The following is a 25271-nucleotide window of genomic DNA, read 5'->3' as shown; positions in this document are numbered from 1 at the left end:
CGGAACGTGAGTTCGGAAACGCCTCCCCGGGGTAGGAACACTCATGCAGCGGCCGTGACCGTTCCGGCCGCTCGGCACCGTGGACGGTGCCGCCGGGACCGCGCTCGAAGAGACCGGGCACGGGTCCTGGTGGAAGAAGTCCGCGACGCACGAGGTGCGGATCCGCACGCGTCGCCGGGCGTTCACCCGTATGCCCAGGAGTGATCACGTGTCCATCCACCTGGAAACGACCGACCGGGAGGTCCCGCCCGAGGGCCTGCCCCCCGACCTGCCGCGAAGACCGACGGCGGCCGAACTGCGCCGGATGGGCAAGTCCGAGGCCCGCGAACTGAGCGACGCGCTGTTCGGACGGCTGGCCGGGCTGGCCCGCGAGACCCACGCCTACAGCTACGTGCGGGGCACGATCATCGAGCTCAACATGCCACTGGTGCGCTTCATCGCGGCCCGCTTCCGCCACCGCGCCGAGGACATGGACGACATCCTCCAGGTCGGCACCATCGGCCTGATCAAGGCCGTCGACGGCTACGACCCGCAGCGCGGCGTCGAATTCCTCACCTACGCGATCCCCACCATCACCGGCGAGATCAAACGGTTCTTCCGCGACACCTCCTGGCCGGTACGGGTCCCGCGCGGCATGCAGGAGCTCTACCTCTGCGTCGCCCGCGGTTCGGACCGCCTCGAACAGGAACTCGGCCGACTGCCCCGCCCCGAGGAGATCGCCGAGGACCTGGACCTCACCGTCGAACAGGCCACCGAGGGACTGGTGGCGGGCCGCGTCTACCGCCCCAACTCCCTGGACGCCCTGCGTGACCAGGACACCGACGAGAGCGGCAGCGCCCTGCTCGACCACCTCGGCGGCTGCGACCCCGGCATCGAACTCGCCGACTTCCGCATCGCGGTGCGCCCCCTGTTGGCCCGGCTGCCCGTACGCGAGCAGACCGTCCTCGAACTCCGCTTCTGGGACGGCTGGACCCAGTCCCGGATCGCGGAGCGGATCGGCGTCTCCCAGATGCACGTCTCCCGACTGCTCAGCGCCACCCTGGCCCGGCTGCGCGAGGAGCTGGAGGACCGCGACGCCCCGGGTTGGGCCGACGGAACCGACGGAACCGACGGAACCGACGGAATCGGCGGAGCGGTCGAGGGCGCCGGTTGAGACGGCGGGTGGCCTCTGCGGGTCCGCCTCGGGTTTGTCGTCGGGCCGCTGGGCGGTCGGGCTGCGGCCGGGGCCGGGGCCGGGGCGTTAGCGATCGCGCATCCGGGGTACCCGGTGCGGGACCACGGGGGGCGGCGCGGCGAGGAGGCGGACACCATGGGCGGACACGAGCGGGCGCGACCGCGCGGAACCGGAAGGCCGCCGCGCCGCGACCGCGCCCCGGAACCGTGGCTGCGCGCCGTCCGGCTCGGCCTGCGCGGCCGGGCCTGGGACCTGGTGCGAGGCCTGCGGCCGCGGACCGTCCTCGGGCTCGCCCTGCTGTCGCTGGGACTCCTGGCCGCCGGACTGGGGGCGTCGAAGACCCCCTTCCTCTGGGGCCTCGCGGGCTGCTGGGCCCTGACGCTGGCGACCGCCTTCGCGGTGCTCCGCGCCTGCGCCGACGGCCGGACGCCCTCGACGGCCCCCGACGCCCGCTGACGGTCTCCGGCGGGCCGTCAGCGGCCGTCTGCGGGCCGACCACCGGGGTGAGGCGACCGACGGCGCGGTTTCGCTGCGTGATCGGCGCATACTTTCCGTAAACACACGGAGGTGCTCATGCCCATGGTGGATGTCGCTGCGCTCGGCCGGCTGGTCGCGGAGTACGAGGCCCTGTCCCCGTCGAGCTCGCCGGAAGCCGGGCAGCGGCTGCGCGACGTCTGCTACACGATCGGCATCTACACCGGGGAGGCCGACGCGGTCCGCGCGGTCGCCAGGGCCCGCCTGCTGCTGGCACGCCAAGGCCCGGCCGACGTCGCCACGGCGGCGGCCGGGGCGCCGGCGAACGACCGGGCCCGCGCGGCGCTCCTGGCCGAACTCGGCGAACTCGCGGCCCACGAACGGGTCCGGTCCGGGCCCCTCCAGAGCCTGCACGACGTGGTGCAGCTGACCCGGGTCACGGTCCCGGACTGCGTGGGCGCCGCCGTCAGCACCTGGCACGACGACGGCTCGGTCGAGACCTTCGCGGCGACCCCCTCGTACCTGCTCGCCCTCGAACGGGCGCAGGGCGGCTCGGAAGCGGGCCCGCTGCCCCGGCTCCGCCGCCAGGGCGAAGGACAGGTCGTGGTCCGGCTGGACCCCGGCCGGTCGGACCGGTTCGCCGACCGGGCCCGGCGCTGCGGCGTACGGGCCGTGGCCGGCGCCCACCTGCGCACCCACCCGCACGGCTGCACCGTGTTCAGCGCCTACCTGCGCACCCCGGTCGAGCCCGGCACCCCGGCCCTCGGCCTGGTGGAGGTGCTCGCCCTCCAGGCGTCGGCCGCCCTCGACCGCTTCGCGCTGTCCAGGGCGGTCGCCGACCTGCTGGACCGGCGGCACGCCACCGGCCTCGCCATCGGCATCACCGCCGAACGGTTCGACGTGACCCCGCACACCGCGCTGAGCCTGCTCGTCGGCGCCGCCCAACGGCTGGGCACGGACCTCGACACCGTGACCCGGCACCTGGCCGAGGGCGACGGGCCGCGCTCCGCGCCCTGAGCCGGGCCGGTCGGGCCGGGCCTCCGGCGGCTTGAACCGGTCCGGTCCGGGGCGGGGCCGGTGGCGGGATGCGGGACGGTTGCGCCGGTGCCGGACGGGCAGGTGCACAGACGGGCGGGAAGGCCCCGGCCGCAGCCTACGAGGAGGTCCTCATGAGCACGGTGAAGGAATCCGTGGACGTGGCCGTGCCCCTGCACACCGCCTACAACCAGTGGACGCAGTTCGAGGAGTTCCCGCGCTTCATGGAGGGCGTCGACTCGGTGACCCGGCTGGACGACCGGCACATCCACTGGCGCACCAGCATCGACGGCGTCACCCGCGAATACGACACCGAGATCGTCGACCAGGAGCCCGAGGAACTGATCGCCTGGCGGGCCGTGGACGGCGAGACGGACCGGAAGGAGAAGGTGACCTTCCGGCGGCTCGACCCGGGCCACACCCGGGTCACCCTCGCCGTCGACCTCCGGCACGAGCGGCCGGGGGAGAAGGCCGGCGAGGCCAGGGCCGCGGTCGACCACCGGGTGAAGGGGGACCTGAGGCGGTTCAAGGAGTACGCCGAAGCACGCGGACGGGGGCCGAGCGGCCCGGCCTGAGCCGACCGCGGCTCGCTGCGCGTGACCGTCAGGACGGTGCCGCCGGCCCTGCGGAAGCCCCGGGCCGGCCCCGTCACCCCGCGGCGGCCCGGCGGGCACCGCTCCGGTACTCGGAGGCGGCCACCGCCCCCAGCAACAGCAGCACCGGCGCCGCGAAGATCGCGAACAGGTAGTTGCCCGACAACGCCGCATACCCCAGCAGCAGCACCTGCACCCCGGCCATCGCCACGACGAGGACCCTGCCGTCACCGGGCCGCAGACGCCAGAGCTCGCGCACCGCCAACCCGTTGATCCCGGCCATCGTGTACCCCCCGAGCGCGAGCAGGTACGGCACCACCTTCGACCTCGGCGCCACCTCGTCCTCGAACCCGATGCCGTTGTAGAGCAGCGGCACCGCGATGCCGAAGTACAGCACCACCGCCACCGACTCCAGGACGAGCAGCACGGTCGCCGCAGCCCGCGACAGCCAGGAGAGACGGGTCATGGTGTTGAGCCTTCCAGGGGGTTGACGCGGCGACATCCAGTGCGGCGGGCCGACGCGGAGGTCCGCGGCTGCCCCTCGCCACCGGACGCGTGGCACGGCGGGCACGGCGGGCACGGCGGGCACGATGGGCGTGATGGGCGTGATGGGCACGCCTCATGGCACCGTCCGACCCGGCAGCCTCGGCATCGCAGCATAGTCAAGAAATGGCAAAGGCTGTACTGCGCCGCAGGTCGGAGAGCGCCCTTGCCCGCACGCGCGGGAGGTCGGGGCGGCGGGGGTTCGGCCGTCGTTTGCCGGGATTCGGTCAACTCGGCTGTCCGGCAGCCGGAGTTCGCCCGGATCGCGGGCGTACGGGCACGGCTGCTTCTACGCTCGTCCGAATACCGTGGCGTGAGGGGGAGTGCCGTGGCCCGTAGTCCTGTTCGGCGACGTCGGTCGATGACCGCCCGCCGGGTGCGGTGGATGAAGCGGAACGCGCCGCTGCTGGGGGCGGTCGCGCTGGTCGCGGTCGTTCTGGCCTCGCTGGTGGTCCGCTGGCTTGCCCAGCACCTCGTGCTGGTCGCCGTGCTGCTGGCGGCCGGCGCGGGCGCGGGTGTCGCCGTGCTGCGCTCGCGGGTGCGGGCCCGGCGGCGGGAGTTGGATGCGCGGACCGCCCAACTGCGGCACATCGGGCCGTTCCTGGCGATGACCCCGAAGGCCTTCGAGCACGCGCTGGCGGACCTGTGCCGCCGGGACGGCTGCACGAAGGTGAAGGTGGTCGGCGGGGCCGGCGACCTCGCGGCGGACGTCCTGGCCACCACCCCGGCCGGGCAGCGGATCCTCATCCAGGCCAAGCGGTACGGGCCGCGGACCTCCGTCGGCTCCCAGGACGTCCAGAAGGTCAACGGCACCTACCGCGACGTCCACCACTGCGACCTGGCCGCCGTGGTGACGACCAGCTCGTTCACCAAGGCCGCCGCCGCGTTCTGCACCCAGGTCGGCATCCGCGCCGTCGACCAGCGGGCGCTCGCCCTGTGGGCGGACGGGCGGGGCAGGCCGCCGTGGGCCTGAGCCGCGGCTTCCGTGGCCGGCGCCCGTAGGCCCGGGCTCCCGGGCGGCGCCCGGTCGTCCACGCCGGCGACTGTCGGAGGGCCCGCGTAACCTGGCGCAGAGATCAGGAAAGTGCGGGGCATGAGCGTGGACTTCTTCTGGCGGCGGGTGGACGGAGCGGTTCTGGACGAACTGTCGCCGAGGGAGCTCCATGCCCTGGTGCCCGGCTGGTTCGACGACGACTTCGGGCCGCTGGACGAGGCCGGTGCGGTGCTGGGCGTGGAGCGCAACGGGTACCTGATGGACGTCGCGCTGACGAAGGCGGCCGGCGGCTCGGGCCCGGACTCGCGGACAGCCCGACTGCCGGTGTTCGGTGGTGAGGAACGGGTGGTCGTCGAGGGGGATCCCGACTGTGACGACGAGTTCACCGAGATCAAGGTGTGGGTGCTCCGGCCCGATGAGGTCCGGACGGCATCGGGCTTCCTGGACGCGGTGGGCGTCGACGGGTTGGTGAGGACCGTGGACACCGCGGTGGCGGCCGAGGTCGTGTCCCTCGGGTTCGCCACCCCGTGGTCCGAGGCGTGGGCCGGTGCTCTGACCGCCGACCTCCGCAGGCTGAGGGACTTCTTCGCCGCGGCCGCGGTGGCCGGCGACGCGATGGTCAAGTTCGAGGCCGCGTAACACCTGGTGCGCGGCCCGGGCTACTGCGGCGGGTCGGCGGGCGGGGTCGGGGTCGGGCCGTCCGGGGGTGGCTCGCTGAGCCTGCCGGTTCCCTTGCCCGACGGCCGCTGCTCGGATTCCTCCGGTGCCGCGATCCCGTCCGGCGACGGCAACGGCAATGGCAACGGCATCGGCGGGTGGGTGGGCACCCTGGTGGGACCGCGGGAGCCGAGGCCTCGCTGCCTGCGCCACTGGCCCTGCCGGTCGCGCGGGATCCGGTCGCTCACGACGTCCTCCTGGTGGTGCTGGGGCTCACCATTGTGGCCCGGGGGGAAGGAGTGCGTGGTGGGAAACCCGTCACTGTGCCTCCCTCCGCGCGTCCCGGCGCGCCCCGCCCGCGAAGGAGGCGTCGGGGCGGGGTGGGTCCAGCCCCACCCCCGGCGGGGGTGCAGGTGGATTCTGCCGCCGTCCCGCCGTCCCTAGCGTTGATCGCGTGCCGCCCGATGCCGCGGGCGGCCGTGACGATGCGGGGAGGACGAGGTGCGGGAAGCGGCGGGTGCGGGGCAGAGGGCCCCGGCACTGCGGTTGTCGGGGCTGCGCAAGCGGTTCGGCTCGGTGGTGGCCGTGGACGGGGGCGAGCTGCCCCTGCCGCGCGGGTCGTTCCACTGGCTGACCCGCGGTCAGCAACGTTCGACACCGGGGCGGATGCGGAGCCGGGTGCGGGTCCGGGTGCGGGCGCGGCTGCCCGGGCGGACGACTGCGATCATGAACGACCCGCACCACCGAACCCGACCGGAGGACTCGTGAGCAGCCCGCAGACCCCAGCCGCCCGCGAGCCGGGCAGCGACGCCCGTCGGCCCGGCGGCGAAGCCCGCGAACGGGCCGACGCCGTCCGCGCATGGGCCGACGCCGTCCGTGAGCCGGGCGCCGCGGCCCGCGAGCTGCGCGCCGCCGCCCGGGCACTCGGGCGGCTCGCCGTCCTGACGGTGCTGATACCCGTCGGCGTGGTGCTGATGACGGTCTTCCTGCTGTCCTTCCTGCTCTGGGGCTGCCTCGGGATCTTCCCGCTCTTCCCGGCCGCCACCCGGATGGTCCGCTCCGCCGCCGAGGCGGCCCGGTGGGCGGCCGGCCACTGGTCGGAGGTGCCCGTACCGCCGCCGTACCGGCCGCGCCCGGCCCTGGAACGCACCCTCCACGGCTGGTACTGGACCGGCCACGACTACCACAGGAACCGCTGGTTCGCGGGCCTGGCCCTGCGCGTCCGCTGGCTCTGGAACGACCCGGCGACCTGGCGCGACGCCCTGTGGCTGATCGCCGACCCGCTGGTCGGCGGCGCCGTCGCGGCCGTACCCGTGCTGCTGGTCGGCACCGGCCTGTACGGGATCGTCCAGGCGCCGCTGCCGTACGACCTGCCGTTCGGCGGCCTGCCCGCACTGCTCCTCGGCCTCCTCGCGCCCGTACCGATCGTCGCCGGGCTCGCCCTCGCCCGCCCCGCGCTGCGCCTGCACGGCCGGTGGACCGGCACCCTGCTCGGGCCCACCGAACGCTCCCGGCTCGCCCGGCGGGTCGAGCAGCTGACCGAGATCCGGCTGGACGCCACCGAGGCCCAGGCCGCCGAACTGCGCCGGATCGAACGGGATTTGCACGACGGCGCGCAGGCCCGGCTGGTCGCGGTGAGCCTGCGTCTGGGCGCGGCGGCGGCACTGATCGACCGTGATCCGGAGCAGGCCAAGCGGGTGGTGACCGACGCCCAGGAGAACGTCACCCAAGCCCTCCAGGAACTGCGCGACCTGGTGCGCGGCATCCACCCGCCGGTCCTCGCCGAACGCGGACTCGCCGAAGGCGTGCGGGCGCTGGCCCTGGACGTCCCGCTGAAGGTCGAGGTGCGGACCGAACTGCCCGGACGGGCCGAGGCGCCGGTGGAGTCGGCGGTCTACTTCGCGGTCAGCGAGGCGCTCACCAACGCCGTCAAGCACGGCGACGCCCGGCACGCCGCCGTGCACCTCACCCACGCCGCCGGACTGCTCCGCGCCGAGGTCACCGACGACGGCCGCGGCGGTGCCGACCCGGACGGCGGCAGCGGCCTGAAGGGCATCCGGCGCAGGCTCGCCCCGTTCGACGGTACGCTCACGCTGACCAGCCCCCCGGGGGGTCCGACCAGGCTGATCATGGAGCTACCGTGCGTGTTGTCCTCGCCGAGGACCTCGTCCTGCTGAGGGACGGCCTCTCCCTGCTGCTCGGTGCCCACGGGCACGAGATCGTCGCCGCGGTGGAGAGCGGACCCGAACTGGCCGCCGCGATCGCCGACCACCGCCCCGACATCGCGGTGGTCGACGTCCGCCTGCCGCCCACCTACACCGACGAGGGCCTCCAGGTCGCGCTCGCCGCCCGCCGCGAACGGCCCGGCCTGCCGGTCCTCGTCCTCTCCCAGCACGTCGAACAGCTCTACGCCCGGGAACTGATCGCCGACGGCACCGGCGGCGTCGGCTACCTCCTCAAGGACCGGGTCTCCAAGGCCGACCAGTTCGTCGACGCCGTGCACACCGTCGCCGCCGGCGGCACCGTCATGGACCCCCAGGTCATCTCCCGCCTCCTCGCCCGCAACGCCTATGACCAGCCCCTCGCCCTCCTCACCCCACGCGAACGCGACGTCCTCGCGATGATGGCCGAGGGCCGCTCCAACGCCGCCATCGCCCAACGGCTGCACTTCAGCGAGGGCGCGGTCAGCAAGCACACCTCCAACATCTTCGCGAAGCTCGACCTCGGCGCCTCCGACGACGACAACCGCCGCGTCCTCGCCGTCCTCGCCTACCTCAACGGAACACGCACGCCCTGAGGCCACGCCGCTGCGCCGCGACGCCGACCGTGCAGGGGCGCACGGGCATGCGAAAACAGACTGCTGACTTTCCGTCAGGTATAGAATGCGGCGCGAGGCTCCGTGTCGGGAGAAGCACCAATGGGGGCAGTCGTGGACCGCGGATGGCAAGCCGATCCTTCGGCTTCGTTCGAGAGGCGCCTGGGGAAGTCCGCCAAGGAACTCGGCATGTCCGACGGCAGGGACGAATGCCCGGACATCTGGCAGCTTTCGAACGGCGACGTCGCCGTGATCGGTCGGGACCTCACGGAGGACTACCGTGGCCGGCTCCCCGAGGGCGTGGCCCTGGGGCCGGGTGAGCGGCTCGTCGTGATCCCCGGCCTCGTGCTCGGCACGGCGAAGGCGGACATCGCGGACGCCTGACCGACACGCTCCCGACCTGCGGTCCGGGTCGGCAGGCCGTTGCTCTCCAGTGAACGGAGGCGCTCGGTCAGGGCCTTGGGGGTGATCCGACCACCGATCGTTGCAAGGTGTTGTAGCGGGCAGCCCTTTCCGCCCATGCGGCGACCAGGTTGTGCACCTCGACGTGCCGGTTCCAGGAGGAGGTCGGTCGCAGTTCGCTGCGGTGGCTGCCGCATCGGCGGGTGATCCGGGCGCGGGAGCACGGGCTCCCTGTGCCGGTGCTTGGCGGGGCGGGGCGGGCTTGGCCGGGGTGGGTGTCGTGCCGCGGTCGCCCGGCGGTTGGGGGCGAGGGCGTGGCACGGTCGCGCACGAACTGCGTGCGGGGTAGCGTCACTCCTGGTCACCAGGTCGCTGCGGTGCGCACCCGGCGGCGGATGCCGGTCGGGGCCTGGGGGCCGATCCGCTGTTCCGTCCGACGACCCGACAGGAGTGCCCCCATGGCCGTACCCACCGACTTCGACCAGCAGGCCACCGGCTACAGCCTCCCGCACGCCTACTGGCTGGCGAAGGCCGCCGAGCTCGCCTACAAGGACGAGGCCGTGATCGAGGAGCAGGCCCACGCCTGGGGCTTCGACGCCGTGCGTCACCACCAGACGCGCTTCACCCCGCCGTTCCCGCTCCAGGACACCCAGGCCTACACCATGGCCGGCGACGACATGATCGTCACCGCGTTCCGCGGTACCGAACCCGCGCAGATCCGTGACTGGCTCACCGACGCCACCACCCCGCCCTGGCCCGGCCCCGCCCGGACGGGCTACGTCCACTACGGCTTCGCCGAGGCCCTCGAATCGATCTACCCGGACGTCGCCAAGGCCGTCTCCGATCTGCGGACCGACCATCAGACGGTCTGGTTCACCGGGCACAGCCTCGGCGGCGCCCTCGCCATGCTCGTCGCCGCCCGGCTCGACCTGGAGGACCCGAGCCTGGCGGCCGACGGCGTCTGCACCTTCGGCCAGCCCCGGACCTGCGACCGGCTGCTCGCCGCCGCGTACGACAAGGGCCTGCGGGGGCGCACCTACCGTTTCGTGCACGGCAACGACATCGTCCCCGAGCTGCCGCCGGAGCCCGCCTTCACCCATGTCCAGGCGCTGCGCCACATCGACTCCGCGGGCCGCGTCACGGAGAAGGTCGGGCTGGTCCCCGGGCTGACCGACCGGGCCAAGGGCCTGGGCGCGGCGGCGTTCTCGCCGGACGGCGAGGGCATCCGCGACCACATGATGCGCAGCTACCTCGCCGCGCTGGAGAAGGCCCTGGCCTGATCCGCGGGGCGCCGGAGGGTCCGGCGGGGCGGAGCGGGTGGGGCCCGCCCGGCCGGATCGGGGGGAAGGGAGGGGAGGAGTGGGGCGGGGGCGAGGGGCGGGGTCGGTGATCTTGGACGGATAGGCTGCCGTGACGTCAGGTCCTCGCGGTGAGGGCCGAGCTGATGAGGATCGGTGGTGTACGGACATGATGGGACCGGCGCATTCGCTGTCGGGTGCGGCCGCATGGCTGGGGGTGGGCGCGGTGGCGGCCGGGATGGGGGAGCCGATGCCCTGGCCGGTCCTGCTCGCGGGGGCGCTGATCTGCGCGGGGGCGGCGCTGGCGCCGGACCTGGACCACAAGGCGGCGACGATATCCCGGGCGTTCGGGCCGGTGTCCCGGGCGCTGTGCGAGGTGATCGACAACCTCTCGTACGCGGTGTACAAGGCCACCCGGGGCAAGGGTGACCCGAGGCGCTCGGGCGGGCACCGGACGCTGACGCACACCTGGCTCTGGGCGGTGCTGTGCGGGGCGGGCGCCGCGGCGGTGGCCGTGTTCGGCGGCCGCTGGGGTGTGCTGGTGGTGCTGTTCGTGCACATGGTGCTGGCGATCGAGGGTCTGCTGTGGCGGCAGGCCCGGGTCTCCAGTGACGTCCTGGTGTGGCTGCTGGGGGCGGCCAGCGCGTGGATGCTCGCGGAGGTCCTCGACAAGCCCGGCAACGGCTCGCAGTGGTTGTTCGAGGAGCCTGGGCAGCAGTACCTGTGGATCGGGCTGCCGATCGCGCTCGGCGCGCTGGTGCACTGCCTGGGTGACGCGCTGACCGTCTCGGGCTGCCCCGTGCTGTGGCCGATCCCGATCGGGCGCCGGCGCTGGTACCCGATCGGGCCGCCGAAGGGCATGCGGTTCCGGGCCGGCAGCTGGGTGGAGCTCAAGGTGCTGACCCCGGTGTTCATGGGGGCCGGCGGGGTCTGCGCGGCGGGGGCGCTCGGCTTCTTCGGCAGTTGACGGGATCAACGGCCCCGGAAATGGGCGGAGTCGGGCTTCCGTCCGCAGGGTGGGCGCCGGTCGGTGGGGGATCCCCGCCGGCCGGCGCCCTTTGCGTGGCGCCCCGCCGGCCGGCGCCCTTTGCGTGGCGCCCCGCCGGCCGGCGCGCCGCGCGGCCGTCTCCGGTGGGGGTGTCCGCCCGTTCAGCGGGCCGCGAGCAGGCCGTCCACCAGGGCGTCGAGGCCGTCCCGGTAGGTGTCCTGGGCGGTGAGCGGTGCCCAGCGGTCCGCCAGCCCGGCCAGGCGGGGGAGTCGCTCCGGGTCGAGGTCGGCGAAGACCTGCTGGCGGTGGGTGGGGCGGTCGTCGGCGGGCCGGCGGCGGGTGGCCGTGGCGCGGACCATGATCTCGCCGGCGGTGTAGTACCAGATCGCGCGGTAGCCCTGGACGGCCCGTTCCGGTGAGAGGCCGCAGGTGACCAGGCCGTCGACGATCTGCTCGACGAACCACAGGGAGTGGGCGGACATCACGCTGTCCCCGGTCAGGACCTCGACGATCCACGGGCAGGCGGCGAGCGCCTCGTGGATGGCGGCCGCCGCGGTGACGACCCGTTCGCGCGGGTCGGCCGGCAGTTCGGTCGGTCGCAGTGCCCGCGCGGCGTAGTCGTCCAGCAGCAGGACGAGCAGTTCCTCCTTGTCGCGGACGTGGTGGTAGAGCGCCATCGGCGTGCTGCCGATCTCGGTGGCCAGGCGGCGCATGGTCAGCCGCTCGACGCCCTCCTCGTCCACGATCCGGCGCGCCGTGGTGACGACCTCCTCCCGGGAGATCCGGGGCGGCCGACCGGTGGCCTTGCGCCGCGCGCCGGGCCGCGGGGCGGCGGGCGCCCCGGCGGGCTGCGGTCCGGTCGGCTGCGATCCGGCGGGCTGCGGGGCGGAGGGCTGCTGCATGCCCCCATCATCACCCGGGGCTCGACAGCTGGGGTCGCCCGGGGCTACTTTCTATACATGTACAAAAACTTACGAGGGCGCCCGGGCCGGGTGCTGGCGGCGGTGACGGTCGCCCAGTTCGTCTTCGCCCTGGACATGTCGGTGGTCAACGTCGCCCTGCCCGCGATCCGGGCCGACCTGGAATTCGCGCCGCTGGACCTCTCCTGGGTCGTGCACGTCTACGCGCTCACCTTCGGCGGGCTCCTGCTGCTCGGCGGCCGCGCCTGCGACCTGTACGGCCGGCGGCGGCTGCTCCTGCTGGGCCTGGCCGTGTTCGGCCTCTGCTCGCTGGCGGGCGGACTGGCCCAGTCGCCCTGGCAACTGGTCGCCGCCCGCGCCGGACAGGGTGCGGGCGCCGCGGCGGCGGCCCCGGCCGCGCTCGCGATGCTCACCACCACGTTCACCGAAGGCCCCCGGCGGGTGCGCGCGCTCGGCGTGTGGAGCGCGGCCAACGCCGCGGGCGGGGCACTGGGCGTGCTGGCGGGCGGACTGCTGACCGAGTACGCGAGCTGGCGCTGGGTCATGCTGGTCAACCTGCCGATCGTGGCGACGGCGCTCGCGCTGCTGCCGGCCGGCGGTCCCGCCGAGGAGACCGGAGCGGCCCAGGCGCCGGCCGTACGGCGGGAGCGGCCGGACGTGCTCGGCGCCGTCCTCGCGACCGCCGGGGTCGGGCTGCTGGTGTTCGGCGTCGTCCGCACCGATGTCCGGGGGTGGGGCTCCCCGGCCACCCTGGGGACGCTCGCCGCCGCGCTCGCGCTGCTGACCGCCTTCGCCGTCACCGAGGCCAGGACCTCCGCACCGCTGCTCCGCCCGGGCCTGCTGCGCAGCCGCTGGGTGGCCGGTGCCAACGTCCTGGTGTTCCTGGCCGCCGCCGGGCAGTTCACGGCCTTCTACTTCGTCTCGCTCTACCTCCAGCAGGTGCTGGGCCTGGGCGCCGCCGCCACCGGCCTCGCCTTCCTGCCCTTCTCGGCCGGACTGGTCGCGGGCACCGTGCTCGCCACGCGCGTCGTCGCGCGCCGCACTCCCCGGGCCGCCCTGGTGCCCGGGGCGGTGCTGGCCACCGCGGGCCTGGCCTGGTTCGCGCTGATCAGCCCGGACGGCGGCTTCCTCACCGACGTCCTCGGCCCGTCCCTGGTCACCAGCATCGGCACCGGGCTGGTCCTGGCCCCGGTCGCCGCCGCCGGGACCACCGGCGTGGCCGCCCACGAGGCCGGGACGGCCTCCGGCCTGCTCAACAGCTCCCGCCAGCTCGGCGGCTGCGTCGGCCTGGCCGCCCTGGCCACCGTCGCCGCCCACCGCTCCGGCGGCGCCACCGACCCGTCGGCGCTCAACTCCGGCTACGCCACCGGCCTGGCCGTCACCGCCGGGCTCTTCGCCCTCGCCGCGCTGGTGGCGATCGGTGTGCTGCCCCGGCGGCGGCCGCAGGCCCCAGGGCGCCCCGCCCCGCTCACCCCCGCAGCGAACCGACTGGAAGGAACCCGCTCATGACGACCACTCCGCTCGCGGCCGTGGACCTGTTCGCCTCGGCCCTGCACATCCACCCCGACGGCGACGTCCGGGCGGCCGGGCGCCGGATGGCCGCCGGCGACGCCGGGGTCTGGCAGATCGCGACCTTCCACGTGGAGAGCGACGCCGACGTCCACGCCGACCACTGGGAGATGCACCCCGAGGCGGAGGAGGCGGTCTGCTGCCTGGCCGGCGCCGTGCGCCTCCACCTCCGCCCCGTCGAGCCCGGCGACGCCGAGTCCGTGGTGCGGCTGGCGGCGGGCACCGCCGCGATCGTGCCCCGGGGGCGCTGGCACCGGCTGGAGCTCGACGCCCCCGGCGACCTGATGTCGATCACCCTCCGCAGCGGCACCCGGCTGGAGCCGCGCACGGAAGCCGGCTGAACCGAGCCGAAGACCGTGGGGCGGGGCGGGCGGGGCGGCCCGGAGCCGGTCGGGCCGCCCCGCCCGCCGTCAACGCCCCTCGTCACTCCGGACGTCGGCACCCTGCGGAGCGGCGGAGCCGGCGATCCGGCCCAGCAGGGTGGCGAGCTCCCCGGGCATGGACAGGAACGGGGCGTGGCTGCTGGGCAGCCGGTGGACGGTGTCGGCGCGGGCGGCGAGCTCGCGCTGCCGTGACGGTTCGAGGGCCCGGTCGTGCTCGCACACGATGTAGCTGGACGGCACGGTGCGCCAGCCCGCCGTGGTCACCGGCTGGGTGAAGGACCGGACGCTCTGCGGGGTCAGCCGGGCCAGGGCGCGGTCGGCCTCGGCGGCGGGCACGTCGGTGTAGTGCACGCGGCGGGCGTCGGCGTTCGGCGGGGTGCGGCCCGTGTCGTCCTCCGGAACGGGAGCCCCGAGGAAGGAGAACACGCTTTCGCCGACGTCCAGTTGGAAGGCGGCGAGGTAGACCGCCCGCACCACGTTGGCGGCGCCCGCGATGGCCTCGGTGGTGGGGGCGCCGCCGTAGGAGTGGGCGACCGTCACCACCGGGCCGTCGATCCGCCGCAGGCGGTCGCGGATCGCGTCGGCGTCCTCCAGCAGGCCCGCCGGGCGGGCGGCATCGGGGTGGGCGCCGTCGAGGCGGGCGGCATCGGGGTGGGCGGCGGAGCTGGGCAGGTCCACGGTGTGGGTGCGCCACCCGTCGGCGGCGAGGGCGGTGCGCACCGCGTCCCAGCACCAGGCGCCGTGCCAGGCGCCGTGGACCAGGAGGAAGGCGGGGCGGTCGGGGCCGGCGGTCATCTGCGGTGGTCCTCCGTCGTACGGGGCGCGGGCGGTGGGCCTTCCGAGTATCCAGCGGGAACGTGACGGCCGTGTGACGCCGGGCGTGTCGCCCGCCGGCCGGCCCGGGGCCGTCGCGGACCGCCGCCGGGCCCGCTCCCGAACGCGCCAGCGGCGCCGCCCTCGACGGGGCGGCGCCACTGGCGTTCAGCGGGGTCCGGGTGGGCGTCAGCCGTGCCGGCCCGGTCGGCGGTAGGCGACGAAGCAGAGGGTGCCGCCGCCGAGAAGGGCGATGGCTCCGAGTGCCGCGACGAGGGTGTCGGGGGAGGAGCCGCCGGTGTGCGGCAGTTCGCCGCTCTCCGACGGGCTCGGGACGTGGGTGTGCGTGTGGGTGGCGGTGGCCGTCGGGCTCGGCGAGTGGGACGGCGAGTGGGACGGCGACGAACTCGGGCTCGGGCTCGGCGACGGCGTCGGCGAGGAGGTCGGCGAGGGCGAGGAGGTCGGCGACGGGGAGGAGGTCGGCGAGGGCGACGGCGAGGGGGAGGTGGTCTGGAGGATCACGCCCATGTCGAGGTCGAGGTCGCGCTGTCCGCCGCTGAGGGTGACGGTCTGGGTGAGGCCGGTGGCCGGGTCGGCGTCCGAGTCCTTGGCCGGGTCGGTGCCGGCGTGCTGCTTGGTGACGGTGGCGCCCTTGGGCAGGGTGGCCAGGTCGAAGCGGACCGCGTAGCTGCCGTCCGGCAGGTTGTCGAACAGGTAGTGGCCGGTGGCGTCGGTCACCGCGGTGACCGGCTTGCCGTCCTTGTCCCGCACCGGCTGGCCGGTGCCGTCCAGCAGGTGCACGGTGACCCCGGCGATCCCGGTGTCACCGGGCTTCTGGACGCCGGAGCCGTCCTTGTCCTGCCAGACGAAGTCGCCCAGCGCGTTGTTGGAGGGTGTGACCCGCTTGACCGCGACGCCGACCTTGGCGGGCTCGGCCGGCAGCAGCTGGCGGCCGGCCGCGTCGGTGGCGGTGTACGCGAAGCTGTTCCAGGCGTACTCGCCCTCCGGCGCGTCGTAGGAGGCGACCATCGGCCAGGTCAGGGTGAAGGACTCGCCGGAGGCCATGGTGCCGGGGCGGTGGATGCGGAACCAGGTGGCCGTCCCGGGGCCGGGGAAGGTGGTGCTCCAGACTGCCGCGCTGTTGCAGCCGGTGCGGTTGACGACGACGGGCTCCACGCAGGGGTTGGGGTCGGTGGTGTACTCGATCAGCACGGTCGGGTCGCTGCTGGTGATCGGCTGGCTGAGCGACGGGGTCCAGGCGCTGCCGCGCGGGGCGTCCTGGGTGAGCACGTAGGTGTCGCCCGGGGTGGGGAGCCTGTCGTAGGCGATGAAGTCGGTGACCGGGTCGGGGGAGTCGTTGCGTACGGTCATCCGGTACGAGATCCGGCCGCCCGGGGTGGCGGTGCCGATGCTCACGTAGTCGGAGTCCAGGTCGCCCTTGACCTCCTTGTACGAGCGCAGCACCGACGGCACGTCCACCCGGATCTGCGAGGAGGCGTGGCAGAGCAGCTCGGTGGTGTTGCCGTTGCCGTTGAGGTCGAGCACGTCCGGGGTGCTGCCGCTGTCGGAGCCGGAGAACATGCAGGCGACGGGGGCGGTGGGCTGGTCCACGGTGACGTAGACGTCGTTGGTGAGGTCACCGGAGCGGATGCTGTTGGCGACCTGGACGTCGAAGAGCATCCGGTAGGCCAGCTGGTCGTGCAGGTACGTCATGTCCGGCGCGCCGGCCGGCCACTCCATCCGCAGGATCTGCCGGCCGTCCGGGCCGGGGGTCACGGTGATCGACGAAGGGGCCTTGGCGTCCGGGTAGTTGGGGTCGGGCCGGGCCGAGCCGTCGATGTAGACGACGCCGGCCGGCAGCACGTCGTAGAGCACCAGCGGCCGGTCCAGGTCGCGGGCGCTGCGGTTGTACGGGATGACCTGGAAGGTCGCCCGGCCGCCGGGGGCGGACAGCTCGCCGGCGACGGTGGTCTTGGCCGCGCCGAGGTTGGTGGCCTGGGTGATGGTGGTCTGCGCGCAGGCGTTGGCCGAGGCGTTGTTGGTGCCGTCGGTGGCGGTGGTGTCCACGCAGTTGGTCAGCGGCTCGGGGGCCTGGCGTCCGTCGTGGCCGGGGGTGGCGACCTGGGTGACCAGCTGCACCGCGTTGCCCGGGCTCCAGCCGGTGGGGATCGGGCCGTTCCAGGTGAACCGGAGGCCGTCCAGCCAGCGCCCGGCCGGGATGCCGAGCACGTCGTTGGCCGGGTCGCCCGCGCCCGGTTCGAAGGTGATCCGGCGGGTGTCGGAGCCGTTGAACGGGGTGCCCGGGGTGAAGGTCTGCCAGGTGGGGTCGCCGTTGAGGCGGTACTGCAGGGTCAGCAGGATGCTGGTGGGGTTCCACGGCTCCAGCTGGAGGGACTGCGGGAAGATCCAGTTGTAGATGCCGTCGGTGCTGCCGGCCCCGGGGTCGGTGACGGTGAGGCTGGTGGCCGGTCCGGCGGTGTTGGTGGCCGACAGGCTGAAGGAGTTGAGGTCGCCGTTGACGGTGGTGTCGCGCCAGACCTTGCTGGCGGTCACCACCACGCCGGTGGCCGGCGGCTGGAACGGGCTGGTGGTGGCGTTCGCGGTGTCGAGCTGGCGATCCGGGTCCGGCCCGATCGGGTCGCCGTGCAGGGCCACGACGTTCTCGGAGGTCGTTCCGTCCGGGAAGGAGGCCTCCGGGTAGTTGACGACCAGGACGCCGGGGATGCGGCAGCCGCCGCGCCCGTTGCCGGAGACGAACGGGCCGATGTCGTAGCCCCAGGTGTTCGGGCCGGGTGCCACCGGCGACCAGCCCGGTGAGCGGCCGGTGTCCACCACCGCGCCTGGCGGCAGGGTGTCCAGCAGCCGGCTGGTGTCCAGGTCGACGTTGGGCACGTTGTCGGTGGCGCAGGCGCTGAACTGGTAGGTGACGGTGCGTCCGTCACTGCTGGAGGTCTGGACGCCCTTGGTCACCGTGTACTGCGGCTGCACCTGGACGGCGGTGTCGGCGGTGGCGGTCTGCGAGGGCTCGCCGTTGGCCGACATGGTGGCCGAGTTGGTGGAGGTGGCGCCGTTCGGGGTGGTGAAGTTCGGGTACTTCATCGTCACCGTGACGGTGGCGGTGGTGCCCGGACTCAGGTCCTTCAGCCGGATGTCCATCGTGCCGCCCATCGCGCCCGCGGCGGGCACGGTGGAGGCGGCCACGTCCACCGAGGACGGGTCCGGCGTCCAGCCGAGGAACTGCATGTTCGAGGGCAGGGTGTCGAGGATGTTCCCGCCCGTGCACTCGGTGATGGAGCAGGTGTAGCGCAGGGTGTAGGTGACGTTCTCCCCCGGGGAGACGGTCGCCTTGTCGACGCTCTTGGTGAAGGAGATCGCGGCCTGGGCCGGTGGGGCCAGCACGCTGCTGCTCAGCAGTGAGCCCGCCACCAGCGCCAGGACCGAGACGATCCGTCCGGTCCGGTGTGGAATACGCATAGCGCGCAGTCCAGCCGATCGCCGTGCCGGGCCGGTCGGCGACACGAGGGGCGGTCGCGGCGATTCACCTGCTCGGCGGTCGCCCGCCCGGCCGCACCGCGGTCGCCGGAACGGGCGGCGGGGCCGATCATGGCGCGGGCCGCGGGCGACCGGCCCGACGGGGAGCGCCGCCCGGACCGGCCAGCCCGACGGAGCGCCCGGCCGGCCGGGCCGGTCAGCCGAACATCACGCCGGTCTCCCGGGCCAGGGTGTCCAGGCCGTAGCGGGTCACGTGCTCGGCGTTGTCCGGGTCGATGGTGCGGACGCCCTCGGCGGCGAGCCGCTCGTTGATCTCGTCCAGGTGCTGCTGGACGACCTGCTTCTCCGCGTCGGTGGTGCGGCCCTTGTGCGGCCGCCCGGCGTGTTCCAGGCTGGCGTAGTTGACCCGCTCCCGGCTGCCGGCGAGGGCCGTCGCGGAGGCGGCGGCCCGGGCGGCCGGCCTGGCGCCGCGCAGCACCTCGGCCATCGGCGCGGCCGAGGCCAGCCGGTTGAAGGTCTCGGCCTCCATCACCACCGTCTGCGGCTCCGCCCGGTCCGGGTGGTGCAGCTCGATCGTGACCAGGTCGAGCGTCAGCTCCCGCACCTCGCCCAACTCCCCGGCGAGCGCGTCGATCTCGACCGGACCGTCCGTCAGGTCGGGGTGCTGGAGCACCACCACCCGCACCAGGTCCCGGTCGTTCTCCGCGTGCCGGCCGGTCAGGTCCGAGAACCGGATGATCTTCTGGCCCATGGTCTCCCTCTCTGCCCCTGTGATCAGCCGAGAGCCTACGCCGGGATGATCATCGATGTGCACAAGCGGCCGGGCCCGGGGGATCACCCCCGGGCCCGGCCTTACCTGTCCTGCATCAGTTGGTCGTCGGAGAGGCCTCCTCCCGGCTCAGTACCGCGGGTTCACGCGGTAGATCGGACGGTCCGGCACCCACCAGTGGCTGGAGCGCCAGATCCCGAAGGTGAAGATCACACCGTGGCTGCCGCGCTTGTTGGCCGCCTTGATGAACTGCTTGCCGATCTTCTTCATCAGGTAGGACAGCGCCCACAGGACGTAGCCGGCGGCCCGGGCGACGATGTGCGGGAGCCTGCGCAGGATCTTCGAGATGCCCTGGGCGATCTTGCCGGAGACGTACAGCAGGGCACCGATCGTGTTGCCCTCGGCCCGGCTGAAGTAGGCCGTCCACTTCTTCTTCCAGTTCAGACCGGTCAGGTCGTCCATGGTGATCGGGTCGACCGGGTAGCCGTAGGCGTTCGGCGAGCCCTCCAGGACCGGGTCGGTCTGCAGGAAGCGGCCGGTGGTCGAGTCGTACAGGCGCACGCCCATCAGGGTGAGGCCGGAGAGGCCGTCGGCCTCGCGCTGCGCCCCGCCGAGCCAGCCGTACGCGGTCGAGCCGGTGGAGTCGACGGTGTTGCCGTACTCGTCGTAGTGGTAGACCGCGAGGTCCTCCAGGCCGTCCGGGGACATCTGGACGGACACGTCGCCGTGCAGGTTGGTCAGCAGCAGGATCGCGCCGCCGTCGGTGCCGGTGGCGGCCGTGAGCTGGCCGGTCAGGTCCAGGACGTCGCGGGTCAGCTTGCCGGCCGCGTCCTTGGACCAGGAGGCGCTGTCGTTGCCGCCGTCGAAGTGCTTGGTCTCCTGCTCGGTGACGGTCCAGGTGCCGTCGGTGCCCTTGGTCTCCGTGGTGCCGACCGCGAGGCGGCCGGAGGCGTCCAGGTCCCAGGTCCTGCGGGTGTCGCCGAGGGTCTCGGTGCGGACCAGGTCGTTGGTGTAGTAGCCGACCTGGGTGCCCTTCGGCAGGGCGGTGGTGCGGCCGAAGGCGTCGTACACGTAGCCGGTGTCGGTGAGGCGGTCGGCGGTGTCGTAGCCGTGGTTCTCGGCCTGGGTGACGGCGTCGGCGGTGGCCGGGTCGCAGTCGTCGGTGACGCTGGTGCGGTTGGTCCGGTTGCTGCTCCTGTCGAACGCGTAGGTCCGGGTGGAGCAGGCCAGGCCGGTGCTGTCGGCGGCCTTGGTGAGGCGGCCGGTGGCGTCGTAGGTGTAGCCGCTGGTGGTGCTGTTGCCGTCGCTCTGGGTGCGGCCGGCCTGCTGTCCGTGGACGGTGTAGTCGGCGGTGTCGGCCAGCAGGACGGTGCCCGCCTGGTTGGTGTAGGTCTTGCCGGTCTGGATGCCCCGGCTGTCGTAGCTGCTGGTCAGGGTGTTGCCGCCGGGCAGGGTCTGCGAGACCAGCCGGCCCTCGACGTCGTAGCCGGCGGTGAAGGTACCGGCCACCGAGTCGGTGAGCGAGGTGGGCAGGCCGCGCGGGTCCTTGGCGGTGTCGTAGCCGTAGGTCACGGTGGACGGCACCGAGTCGGACTTCTTCACCGGGCGGTCGAGCCGGTCGTACTCGGTGGTGGTGACGTTGCCGGCGCCGTCGTCGTAGGAGACCTGGCGGCCGAGCCTGTCGTAGCCCTGGGTGATGGTGGCCTTGCCGTTGTTGAGGGAGGCCAGCTCGCCGTTGGCGGGGTCGTAGCCGAGCACGGTGTCGGCGACCGCGGTGCCGGTGCCGCCGCTGACCGAGATCTTCACCGGGCGGCCGGCCGCGTCGTAGCTGCGGGTGGTGGTGCGGGTGACGCCGTTGGCGGTCTCGGTCTGGACCGTGACGTTGCCCCAGCGGTCGTACTGGAAGGTCTTCGTCGGCAGCTGCGGCGGGTTGCCGCCGCCGCCGGCGATCTGGGCGGCCGGGGCGATCGAGCAGACCAGGTCGGCCCACTCGGGGTGGCCGGCGCAGGCGCCGGTCCCGGTGCCGGTCCAGTAGGTGGTGACGGTGGTGGCCGCGTCGGAGCCGGTGGAGTTCGGGCGGCTCTGCGAGGTCACCCGACCGCTGGCGTCGTAGCCGGTGGCGGTGGTGATCTTCAGGCCGGCCGGGTCCTGGACGGACGTGACGGGCAGGCCCTGGGCCCAGTCGTAGCCGGTGGCGGTGGTGCGGGTGTCGGCGTCGGCGGCGTAGCCGTCGATCCGGGCGCCGACCGTCACCGAGGTGGCCATGTCGCTGACCGCGGCGCCCGCCGGGCGGCCCTCGTCGTAGCCGCTGACGGTGTGGGCGCGGGCCGCGACCTCGGCGCCGGCGGCGAGCGCCGGGGAGGTGCCGGAGGCGGCCACGTCGTGCTCCAGGGTGACCAGCTGCAGCGGGTCGTACTGCTCCAGCAGGCGCTTGCCGTCGGCCGAGTGGAGCGAGGTGGAGGAGAGCACCTGGGCGCGGTCGGCCGTCGAGCGGCCGGCGATGCCGAGGGCGCGCAGCTTGTTGAGGTCGTTGCCGGTGGTGGCCAGGGCGAGGATGCGGTTCTCCGCGGAGAGGGTCCGCACCGGGCTGCCGTAGGCGTTGTACTCGGTGGTGGTGATGCCGCCGCCGGGGGTGGCGGTGTTGACCTCGCGGCCGGAGGCGTTGGTGTACGTCACCGAGGCGCGGTTGTAGCCGGCGGTGCCGAGTGCCTTGCCGTCGTGGGTGGCCGGGACGGCGTCGGGCGGCAGCACGGCGGTGGCGTCGGTCGGGGCGTCGGTCTGGCCCCAGGCGGCGACGTCGGACGGCGCCAGCGGGTACGGCGCGTTGGCGCCGCTCAGCGGGACGTCGTAGACCACCGAGGTGGTGGCGGTGCCGTCGGTGACGTCCTTGCTGCCCTGCTTGAGGGTGGGACGGGAGGCGGCGAGCAGCATGCCGTCGCCGGCGGTGGCGGCGTTGCCGGCCTTGCCGTACTCCAGGGTCCACGGCAGCTCGCCGGGGTCGGTCACGGTGGTGACCCGGCCGGCCGCGTCGTAGCCGTACGCGGTCTTCAGCGCCGGGCCGGTCCGCGGGTCCCACACCTCGCGCAGCCGGCCCTGGTCGTCGTACGCGTACTGCGAGACGACGACGGGGGTGGCGGTGGCGGCGCCGGGGTCGGTGGACCACAGGCGGATCTGCTTCACCTGGCCGGCCGTGTCGCCCGGGGCGGACGCGGTGGCGGTGGTGGTGTCGGCGTAGACGTACTCCAGCACCCGGCAGCCGGCCGTGGACGGCACGGCGGCGCAGTTGGCGGAGGCGGTCGCCGAGGAGGGCGCGACGACGTACTTCGGGCGGGCCAGGGTCTTTCCGCCGGAGACGACCTTCTCCGAGACCACCGAGGTGGTGGAGTTGTCGCTGGGCAGCGAGGAGCCGGAGGCCTGCCAGGTGGTGGCGGCCGGGTCGACCTTGGCGAAGGTGACCGTGATGCCCTCGGTGTCCTTCAGGGTGAAGGCAGTGGTGAACGCGCCGGTCAGGGTGAGGTTCTCGGCCCCTGGCTCGGGCTTCCAGCCGCCGGCGCCGGTGGCGGTGAAGCCGACCTCGGAGCCGTCCGCGGAGACCACCGAGAGGGAGGTCGCCGAGGTCTTGCGGACGTAGGAGTAGTCGGCGTCGGTGATCTCGGCGGTGGTGCCGGAGCTCCACTGCGGGCCGAAGATCGCCGCCTGGCCCTCCTGGGCCGAGCCGTTGGCGGGCCGGCGGGAGGAGAAGGAGCGCTCGGCGTGCAGGCCGAAGGCCTCGGCGTCGGTCTCGGACAGGGTGAGGTCACCGGTGAGGGTGTTCACCGATCCCGGGCCGACCTTGGTCTCCGGCGCGGTGCCCGCGTTGCGGTCCACCGTGACGGTGTTCGGCTCGGTGGCGTCGGTGGCGGTGCCGTCGGTGAACACCGCGCGGACGTCGACCGGGCCGTTCTCGGCCAGGGTGTCGGTGATGTTCCAGGTCAGCGCGGCCGCCTTGCCGCCGGGGGCGGGATGCGGCCAGGCGGTCACCGGCTGGCCGGCGGTGGTGGTGACGTTGGCGACCGGAACGTCCTTCCAGGCGTCCGTCTCGCCGCGGCGGTACTGGTAGCGCACCCCGGTGTAGGTGCTGTTGCCCTCGGCCTGCAGCGAGGTGCGGCGGGCCGGGCGCTCGCCCGCGCCGGGCGCGACCAGGGCGGAGCCCTTGCCGGCGTAGAAGGCGTAGGTCCTGTCGGCGGAGACGTTGCCCGCGGCGTCCCGGCTGTGCGCGGTGACGGTGTGGGCGCCCGCCTTGAAGGTGAGCTTGGCGTTGACCGGCGTGCCGGTGGTGGCCGCGGTGACCCAGGCCCCGCCGTCCAGCTTGTACTGGACGTCCTTCACGTCGCTGCTCGGCGGGGTGAAGGTGAAGGTGCCGCTGTAGTCGCCGTTGGCGTCCGGGGTGCCCGCCCACTGGCCGGCCGGGAAGTCGCCGGAGGAGACGGTGGTCGCGCCGGGCGCGGTGGTGTCCACGGTGAGGGTGCGGAAGGCGGACCAGGCGCTGTTGGCGGTGCCGTCCCAGGAGCGGGAGCGCCACTTGTAGGCGCCGGCCGGCAGCGCGGTGCCCGGGGTCCAGGTGAACGTGGAGCCCGAGGCCGCCATGGCGGTGCGGCCGGACTGCAGCGCGGCCGTGCCGTTGGACGCCCAGAGCTCGAAGTCGAGGGCTATGTTGCCGCCGTCGGGGTCGGTCGCCTTGGCGGACAGCGTCGGCGTGGAGTCGCCGGTGAGCGCGGCGTCGGCCGGGGAGATCAGGGTGGAGACGGCCGGCGGGGTGTTGTAGGTCACCGACAGGTACGGCGTGTTGGACGTCGCGTTGCCGGAGTTGAACTTCTTCCAGCCGTACGGGTCGCTCTCGTCGGTGGCCCGGATGCCCAGGGTGTTGTTGGTGTTCCCGTTGGCGGCCCAGGCCTTGACCAGCGAGGTGATGTCCTGGTTCACCCAGCCGTCGTTGCAGGAGCTGGAGTAGCCCTTGGTCGCGGTGGAGGTCGCCCACTTCTTGTTCCAGCCGGGCTGGGCGGTCCAGCGGGTGGCCGTGGTGGCCGTGCCGGTGTCCCAGACCTCCCAGCTCTTCGCGGTGCAGGACCAGCTGTGGAAGTTCCACAGGTTGAGCTTGCCGCCGGTGATCTGCTTCCCGCTGATCTTCGCCATCGGGAACTGCAGGAACGACCGCGCGACCTGGCCGGAGCCGTTGTTGCCCAGCTTCAGCTCGGTCTGCGAGGAGACGTCGGTGGCGTAGCCCTGCTGCACGAAGGTGTCGAAGCCGACGCCGATGTTGACCGCGGGGTCGATGGTGACCGGGTACGTGGTCTTCGGGTCGGTCAGGAAGGCGGCGTCCGGGGTCAGTGTCAGGTCGATCGCGTTCCCGTTCTGGGTGACCTTCAGCGCGACCGGCGCGGTGCGGGTGTGGTCGCCGCTGCGCTCGTCGACCTGCGCGTCCCACATCACCGGGGCGGGCAGTTGGCCCTTCTCCTCGCCGGTCTTCGGGTCGAGGAACGACACCGAGTCGTCCGGGTTCTGCCGGGCCCGCAGGCCGGCCGCGTCCAGGGTGAGCGTCACGCTGCCGTTGGCGGCCACCGCCGAGCGGTCCTTGAGCTCCAGGAACTGCTCGAAGCCGGTCCGGGTGGACTCGACGACCAGGTCGGTGGCGGTGAGCGCGTTCGCGTACCGGGCCCTGGCGCCGTCCACCGAGGGTTCGGGCAGGGCGCCGCGCCAGGACAGCGACATGGCGGTGCCGTTGCCGTTGTCCAGCGAGACCAGCGGGGTGGTCGGGGCCTTCGGGTCCCCGGCCGGGGCGCCGGCCGCCTTGAACGCCGACGCGGCGGCGGGCGGGGTGGCGCCGGCCAGCGAGAGGTCGAGCGGGTGGCCCTTGGCCTTGACGCTGCCGTCCGGCTGCCGGGCGAGGTCGGTGTCGATCGGCTGGAGCCTGCCGGACCTGTCCTTGTAGCGGACCGGCCCGGACGCGAGGTCCAGGGTCGTGGTGCCGTCCGGGTTGATCCAGGTGGTGGTCGACTCGGTGCGCTCGTCCACGACCTCGATCCGGCGGTTCTCCAGCCGGGCCTTGAGGTGGGCGGTGGCGATGTCCTTGGCCTCGGCCGGGCCCAGGGCCTTGGCGGGCTTCGGGGCCTGCTCCGTGGTGACGGCCACGGCCTGACCGGTCGTCATGATGACGGCGGCGGCCTCGACGGAGAGCACCACGGCCAGCGCGACGGCGGTGTTGCGCAGCACGCCGTTGCGACGGCGCTGCGTGGAGGGGGGCGGCGAGCCGGCTTCGGACCGGTGCCGTGATGATCCGCCCGGGGGGCGTGACATGGAACTCCTCGATTGTTCT

At 73.8% G+C, this 25271-nt stretch carries 21 protein-coding genes; 14 read left to right on the top strand and 7 right to left on the bottom strand.

What is annotated here, in order from left to right:
* Positions 1–190 precede the first annotated feature (190 nt).
* From ACZ6EM_RS21160 to ACZ6EM_RS21145, 4 genes are all read left to right on the top strand, one after another.
* Positions 191–1153, top strand: a complete 963-nt coding sequence (locus ACZ6EM_RS21160) for a SigB/SigF/SigG family RNA polymerase sigma factor (protein ID WP_465773007.1) — start codon at positions 191–193, stop codon at positions 1151–1153.
* 156 nt (positions 1154–1309) lie between these two features.
* A complete protein-coding gene (locus ACZ6EM_RS21155; RefSeq protein WP_465772987.1) occupies positions 1310–1630 on the top strand; it encodes a hypothetical protein in 321 nt (106 codons plus the stop codon).
* Positions 1631–1753: 123 nt separating this feature from the next.
* Complete coding sequence (locus ACZ6EM_RS21150) at positions 1754–2665, top strand: DUF5133 domain-containing protein (RefSeq protein WP_359898307.1); 912 nt, start codon at positions 1754–1756, stop codon at positions 2663–2665.
* A 152-nt stretch (positions 2666–2817) separates the two neighbouring features.
* On the top strand, positions 2818–3258 hold the full coding sequence (locus ACZ6EM_RS21145) for an SRPBCC family protein (protein WP_452180140.1): 441 nt from the start codon (positions 2818–2820) through the stop codon (positions 3256–3258).
* A 73-nt stretch (positions 3259–3331) separates the two neighbouring features.
* On the opposite strand, the gene ACZ6EM_RS21140 is transcribed toward ACZ6EM_RS21145, so the two are convergent.
* A complete protein-coding gene (locus tag ACZ6EM_RS21140) occupies positions 3332–3742 on the bottom strand; it encodes a hypothetical protein (RefSeq protein ID WP_465772986.1) in 411 nt (136 codons plus the stop codon).
* Positions 3743–4204: 462 nt separating this feature from the next.
* Here ACZ6EM_RS21140 and ACZ6EM_RS21135 point away from each other — a divergent pair, with 462 nt between their 5' ends.
* Positions 4205–4792: a restriction endonuclease gene (locus ACZ6EM_RS21135; protein ID WP_401055583.1), complete on the top strand. Its 588-nt coding sequence runs from the start codon at positions 4205–4207 to the stop codon at positions 4790–4792.
* A 120-nt stretch (positions 4793–4912) separates the two neighbouring features.
* Entirely contained in the window at positions 4913–5452 is a 540-nt protein-coding gene (locus tag ACZ6EM_RS21130; RefSeq protein WP_465772985.1) for a hypothetical protein, read from the top strand.
* Positions 5453–5472: 20 nt separating this feature from the next.
* On the opposite strand, the gene ACZ6EM_RS21125 is transcribed toward ACZ6EM_RS21130, so the two are convergent.
* Positions 5473–5718 (bottom strand): hypothetical protein, encoded by a 246-nt coding sequence (locus ACZ6EM_RS21125; protein ID WP_452180142.1) that lies wholly within the window; start codon positions 5716–5718, stop codon positions 5473–5475.
* 253 nt (positions 5719–5971) lie between these two features.
* Here ACZ6EM_RS21125 and ACZ6EM_RS21120 point away from each other — a divergent pair, with 253 nt between their 5' ends.
* From ACZ6EM_RS21120 to ACZ6EM_RS21095, 6 genes are all read left to right on the top strand, one after another.
* Positions 5972–6238, top strand: a complete 267-nt coding sequence (locus ACZ6EM_RS21120; RefSeq protein WP_452180143.1) for a hypothetical protein — start codon at positions 5972–5974, stop codon at positions 6236–6238.
* Positions 6235–7647: a sensor histidine kinase gene (locus ACZ6EM_RS21115; protein WP_465772984.1), complete on the top strand. Its 1413-nt coding sequence runs from the start codon at positions 6235–6237 to the stop codon at positions 7645–7647. Before ACZ6EM_RS21120 ends, ACZ6EM_RS21115 begins: the two co-directional genes overlap by 4 nt.
* The gene (locus ACZ6EM_RS21110; RefSeq protein ID WP_359898300.1) at positions 7611–8267 is read left to right on the top strand and encodes a response regulator transcription factor; all 657 of its coding nucleotides are present in this window, start codon (positions 7611–7613) and stop codon (positions 8265–8267) included. Before ACZ6EM_RS21115 ends, ACZ6EM_RS21110 begins: the two co-directional genes overlap by 37 nt.
* Positions 8268–8399: 132 nt before the next feature.
* On the top strand, positions 8400–8669 hold the full coding sequence (locus ACZ6EM_RS21105) for a hypothetical protein (RefSeq protein ID WP_452180147.1): 270 nt from the start codon (positions 8400–8402) through the stop codon (positions 8667–8669).
* Between the two features lie 476 nt (positions 8670–9145).
* Complete coding sequence (locus ACZ6EM_RS21100; RefSeq protein WP_401051778.1) at positions 9146–9967, top strand: lipase family protein; 822 nt, start codon at positions 9146–9148, stop codon at positions 9965–9967.
* A 187-nt stretch (positions 9968–10154) separates the two neighbouring features.
* Positions 10155–10952 carry a metal-dependent hydrolase gene (locus tag ACZ6EM_RS21095; protein ID WP_380541675.1) on the top strand — a complete coding sequence of 266 codons (798 nt, stop codon included), beginning with the start codon at positions 10155–10157 and terminating at the stop codon, positions 10950–10952.
* A gap of 182 nt (positions 10953–11134) precedes the next feature.
* Here ACZ6EM_RS21095 and ACZ6EM_RS21090 read toward each other — a convergent pair whose 3' ends face one another.
* Complete coding sequence (locus tag ACZ6EM_RS21090; RefSeq protein WP_452180148.1) at positions 11135–11755, bottom strand: TetR/AcrR family transcriptional regulator; 621 nt, start codon at positions 11753–11755, stop codon at positions 11135–11137.
* Positions 11756–11932: 177 nt separating this feature from the next.
* Between ACZ6EM_RS21090 and ACZ6EM_RS21085 the strand changes: the two genes are divergently transcribed.
* Together ACZ6EM_RS21085 and ACZ6EM_RS21080 are read left to right on the top strand one after the other, a co-directional pair.
* On the top strand, positions 11933–13402 hold the full coding sequence (locus ACZ6EM_RS21085) for an MFS transporter (RefSeq protein ID WP_465772983.1): 1470 nt from the start codon (positions 11933–11935) through the stop codon (positions 13400–13402).
* Complete coding sequence (locus ACZ6EM_RS21080; RefSeq protein ID WP_452180146.1) at positions 13399–13803, top strand: cupin; 405 nt, start codon at positions 13399–13401, stop codon at positions 13801–13803. The genes ACZ6EM_RS21085 and ACZ6EM_RS21080 overlap by 4 nt, the downstream gene beginning before the upstream one ends.
* Positions 13804–13872: 69 nt before the next feature.
* Here ACZ6EM_RS21080 and ACZ6EM_RS21075 read toward each other — a convergent pair whose 3' ends face one another.
* From ACZ6EM_RS21075 to ACZ6EM_RS21060, 4 genes are all read right to left on the bottom strand, one after another.
* On the bottom strand, positions 13873–14640 hold the full coding sequence (locus tag ACZ6EM_RS21075) for an alpha/beta fold hydrolase (RefSeq protein WP_465772981.1): 768 nt from the start codon (positions 14638–14640) through the stop codon (positions 13873–13875).
* Positions 14641–14847: 207 nt separating this feature from the next.
* On the bottom strand, positions 14848–18132 hold the full coding sequence (locus ACZ6EM_RS21070; protein WP_465772980.1) for an SdrD B-like domain-containing protein: 3285 nt from the start codon (positions 18130–18132) through the stop codon (positions 14848–14850).
* Between the two features lie 214 nt (positions 18133–18346).
* Positions 18347–18901, bottom strand: a complete 555-nt coding sequence (locus ACZ6EM_RS21065; protein WP_401054318.1) for a hypothetical protein — start codon at positions 18899–18901, stop codon at positions 18347–18349.
* Positions 18902–19048: 147 nt separating this feature from the next.
* Positions 19049–25168: a DNRLRE domain-containing protein gene (locus ACZ6EM_RS21060; RefSeq protein WP_465772979.1), complete on the bottom strand. Its 6120-nt coding sequence runs from the start codon at positions 25166–25168 to the stop codon at positions 19049–19051.
* Between the last annotated feature and the right edge of the window lie 103 nt (positions 25169–25271).

The sequence above is a fragment of the Kitasatospora sp. NPDC041917 genome (assembly GCF_055589745.1).
Note: the sequence above shows the minus strand (reverse complement) of the source record. Positions and strands in the feature narration are given on the sequence as shown.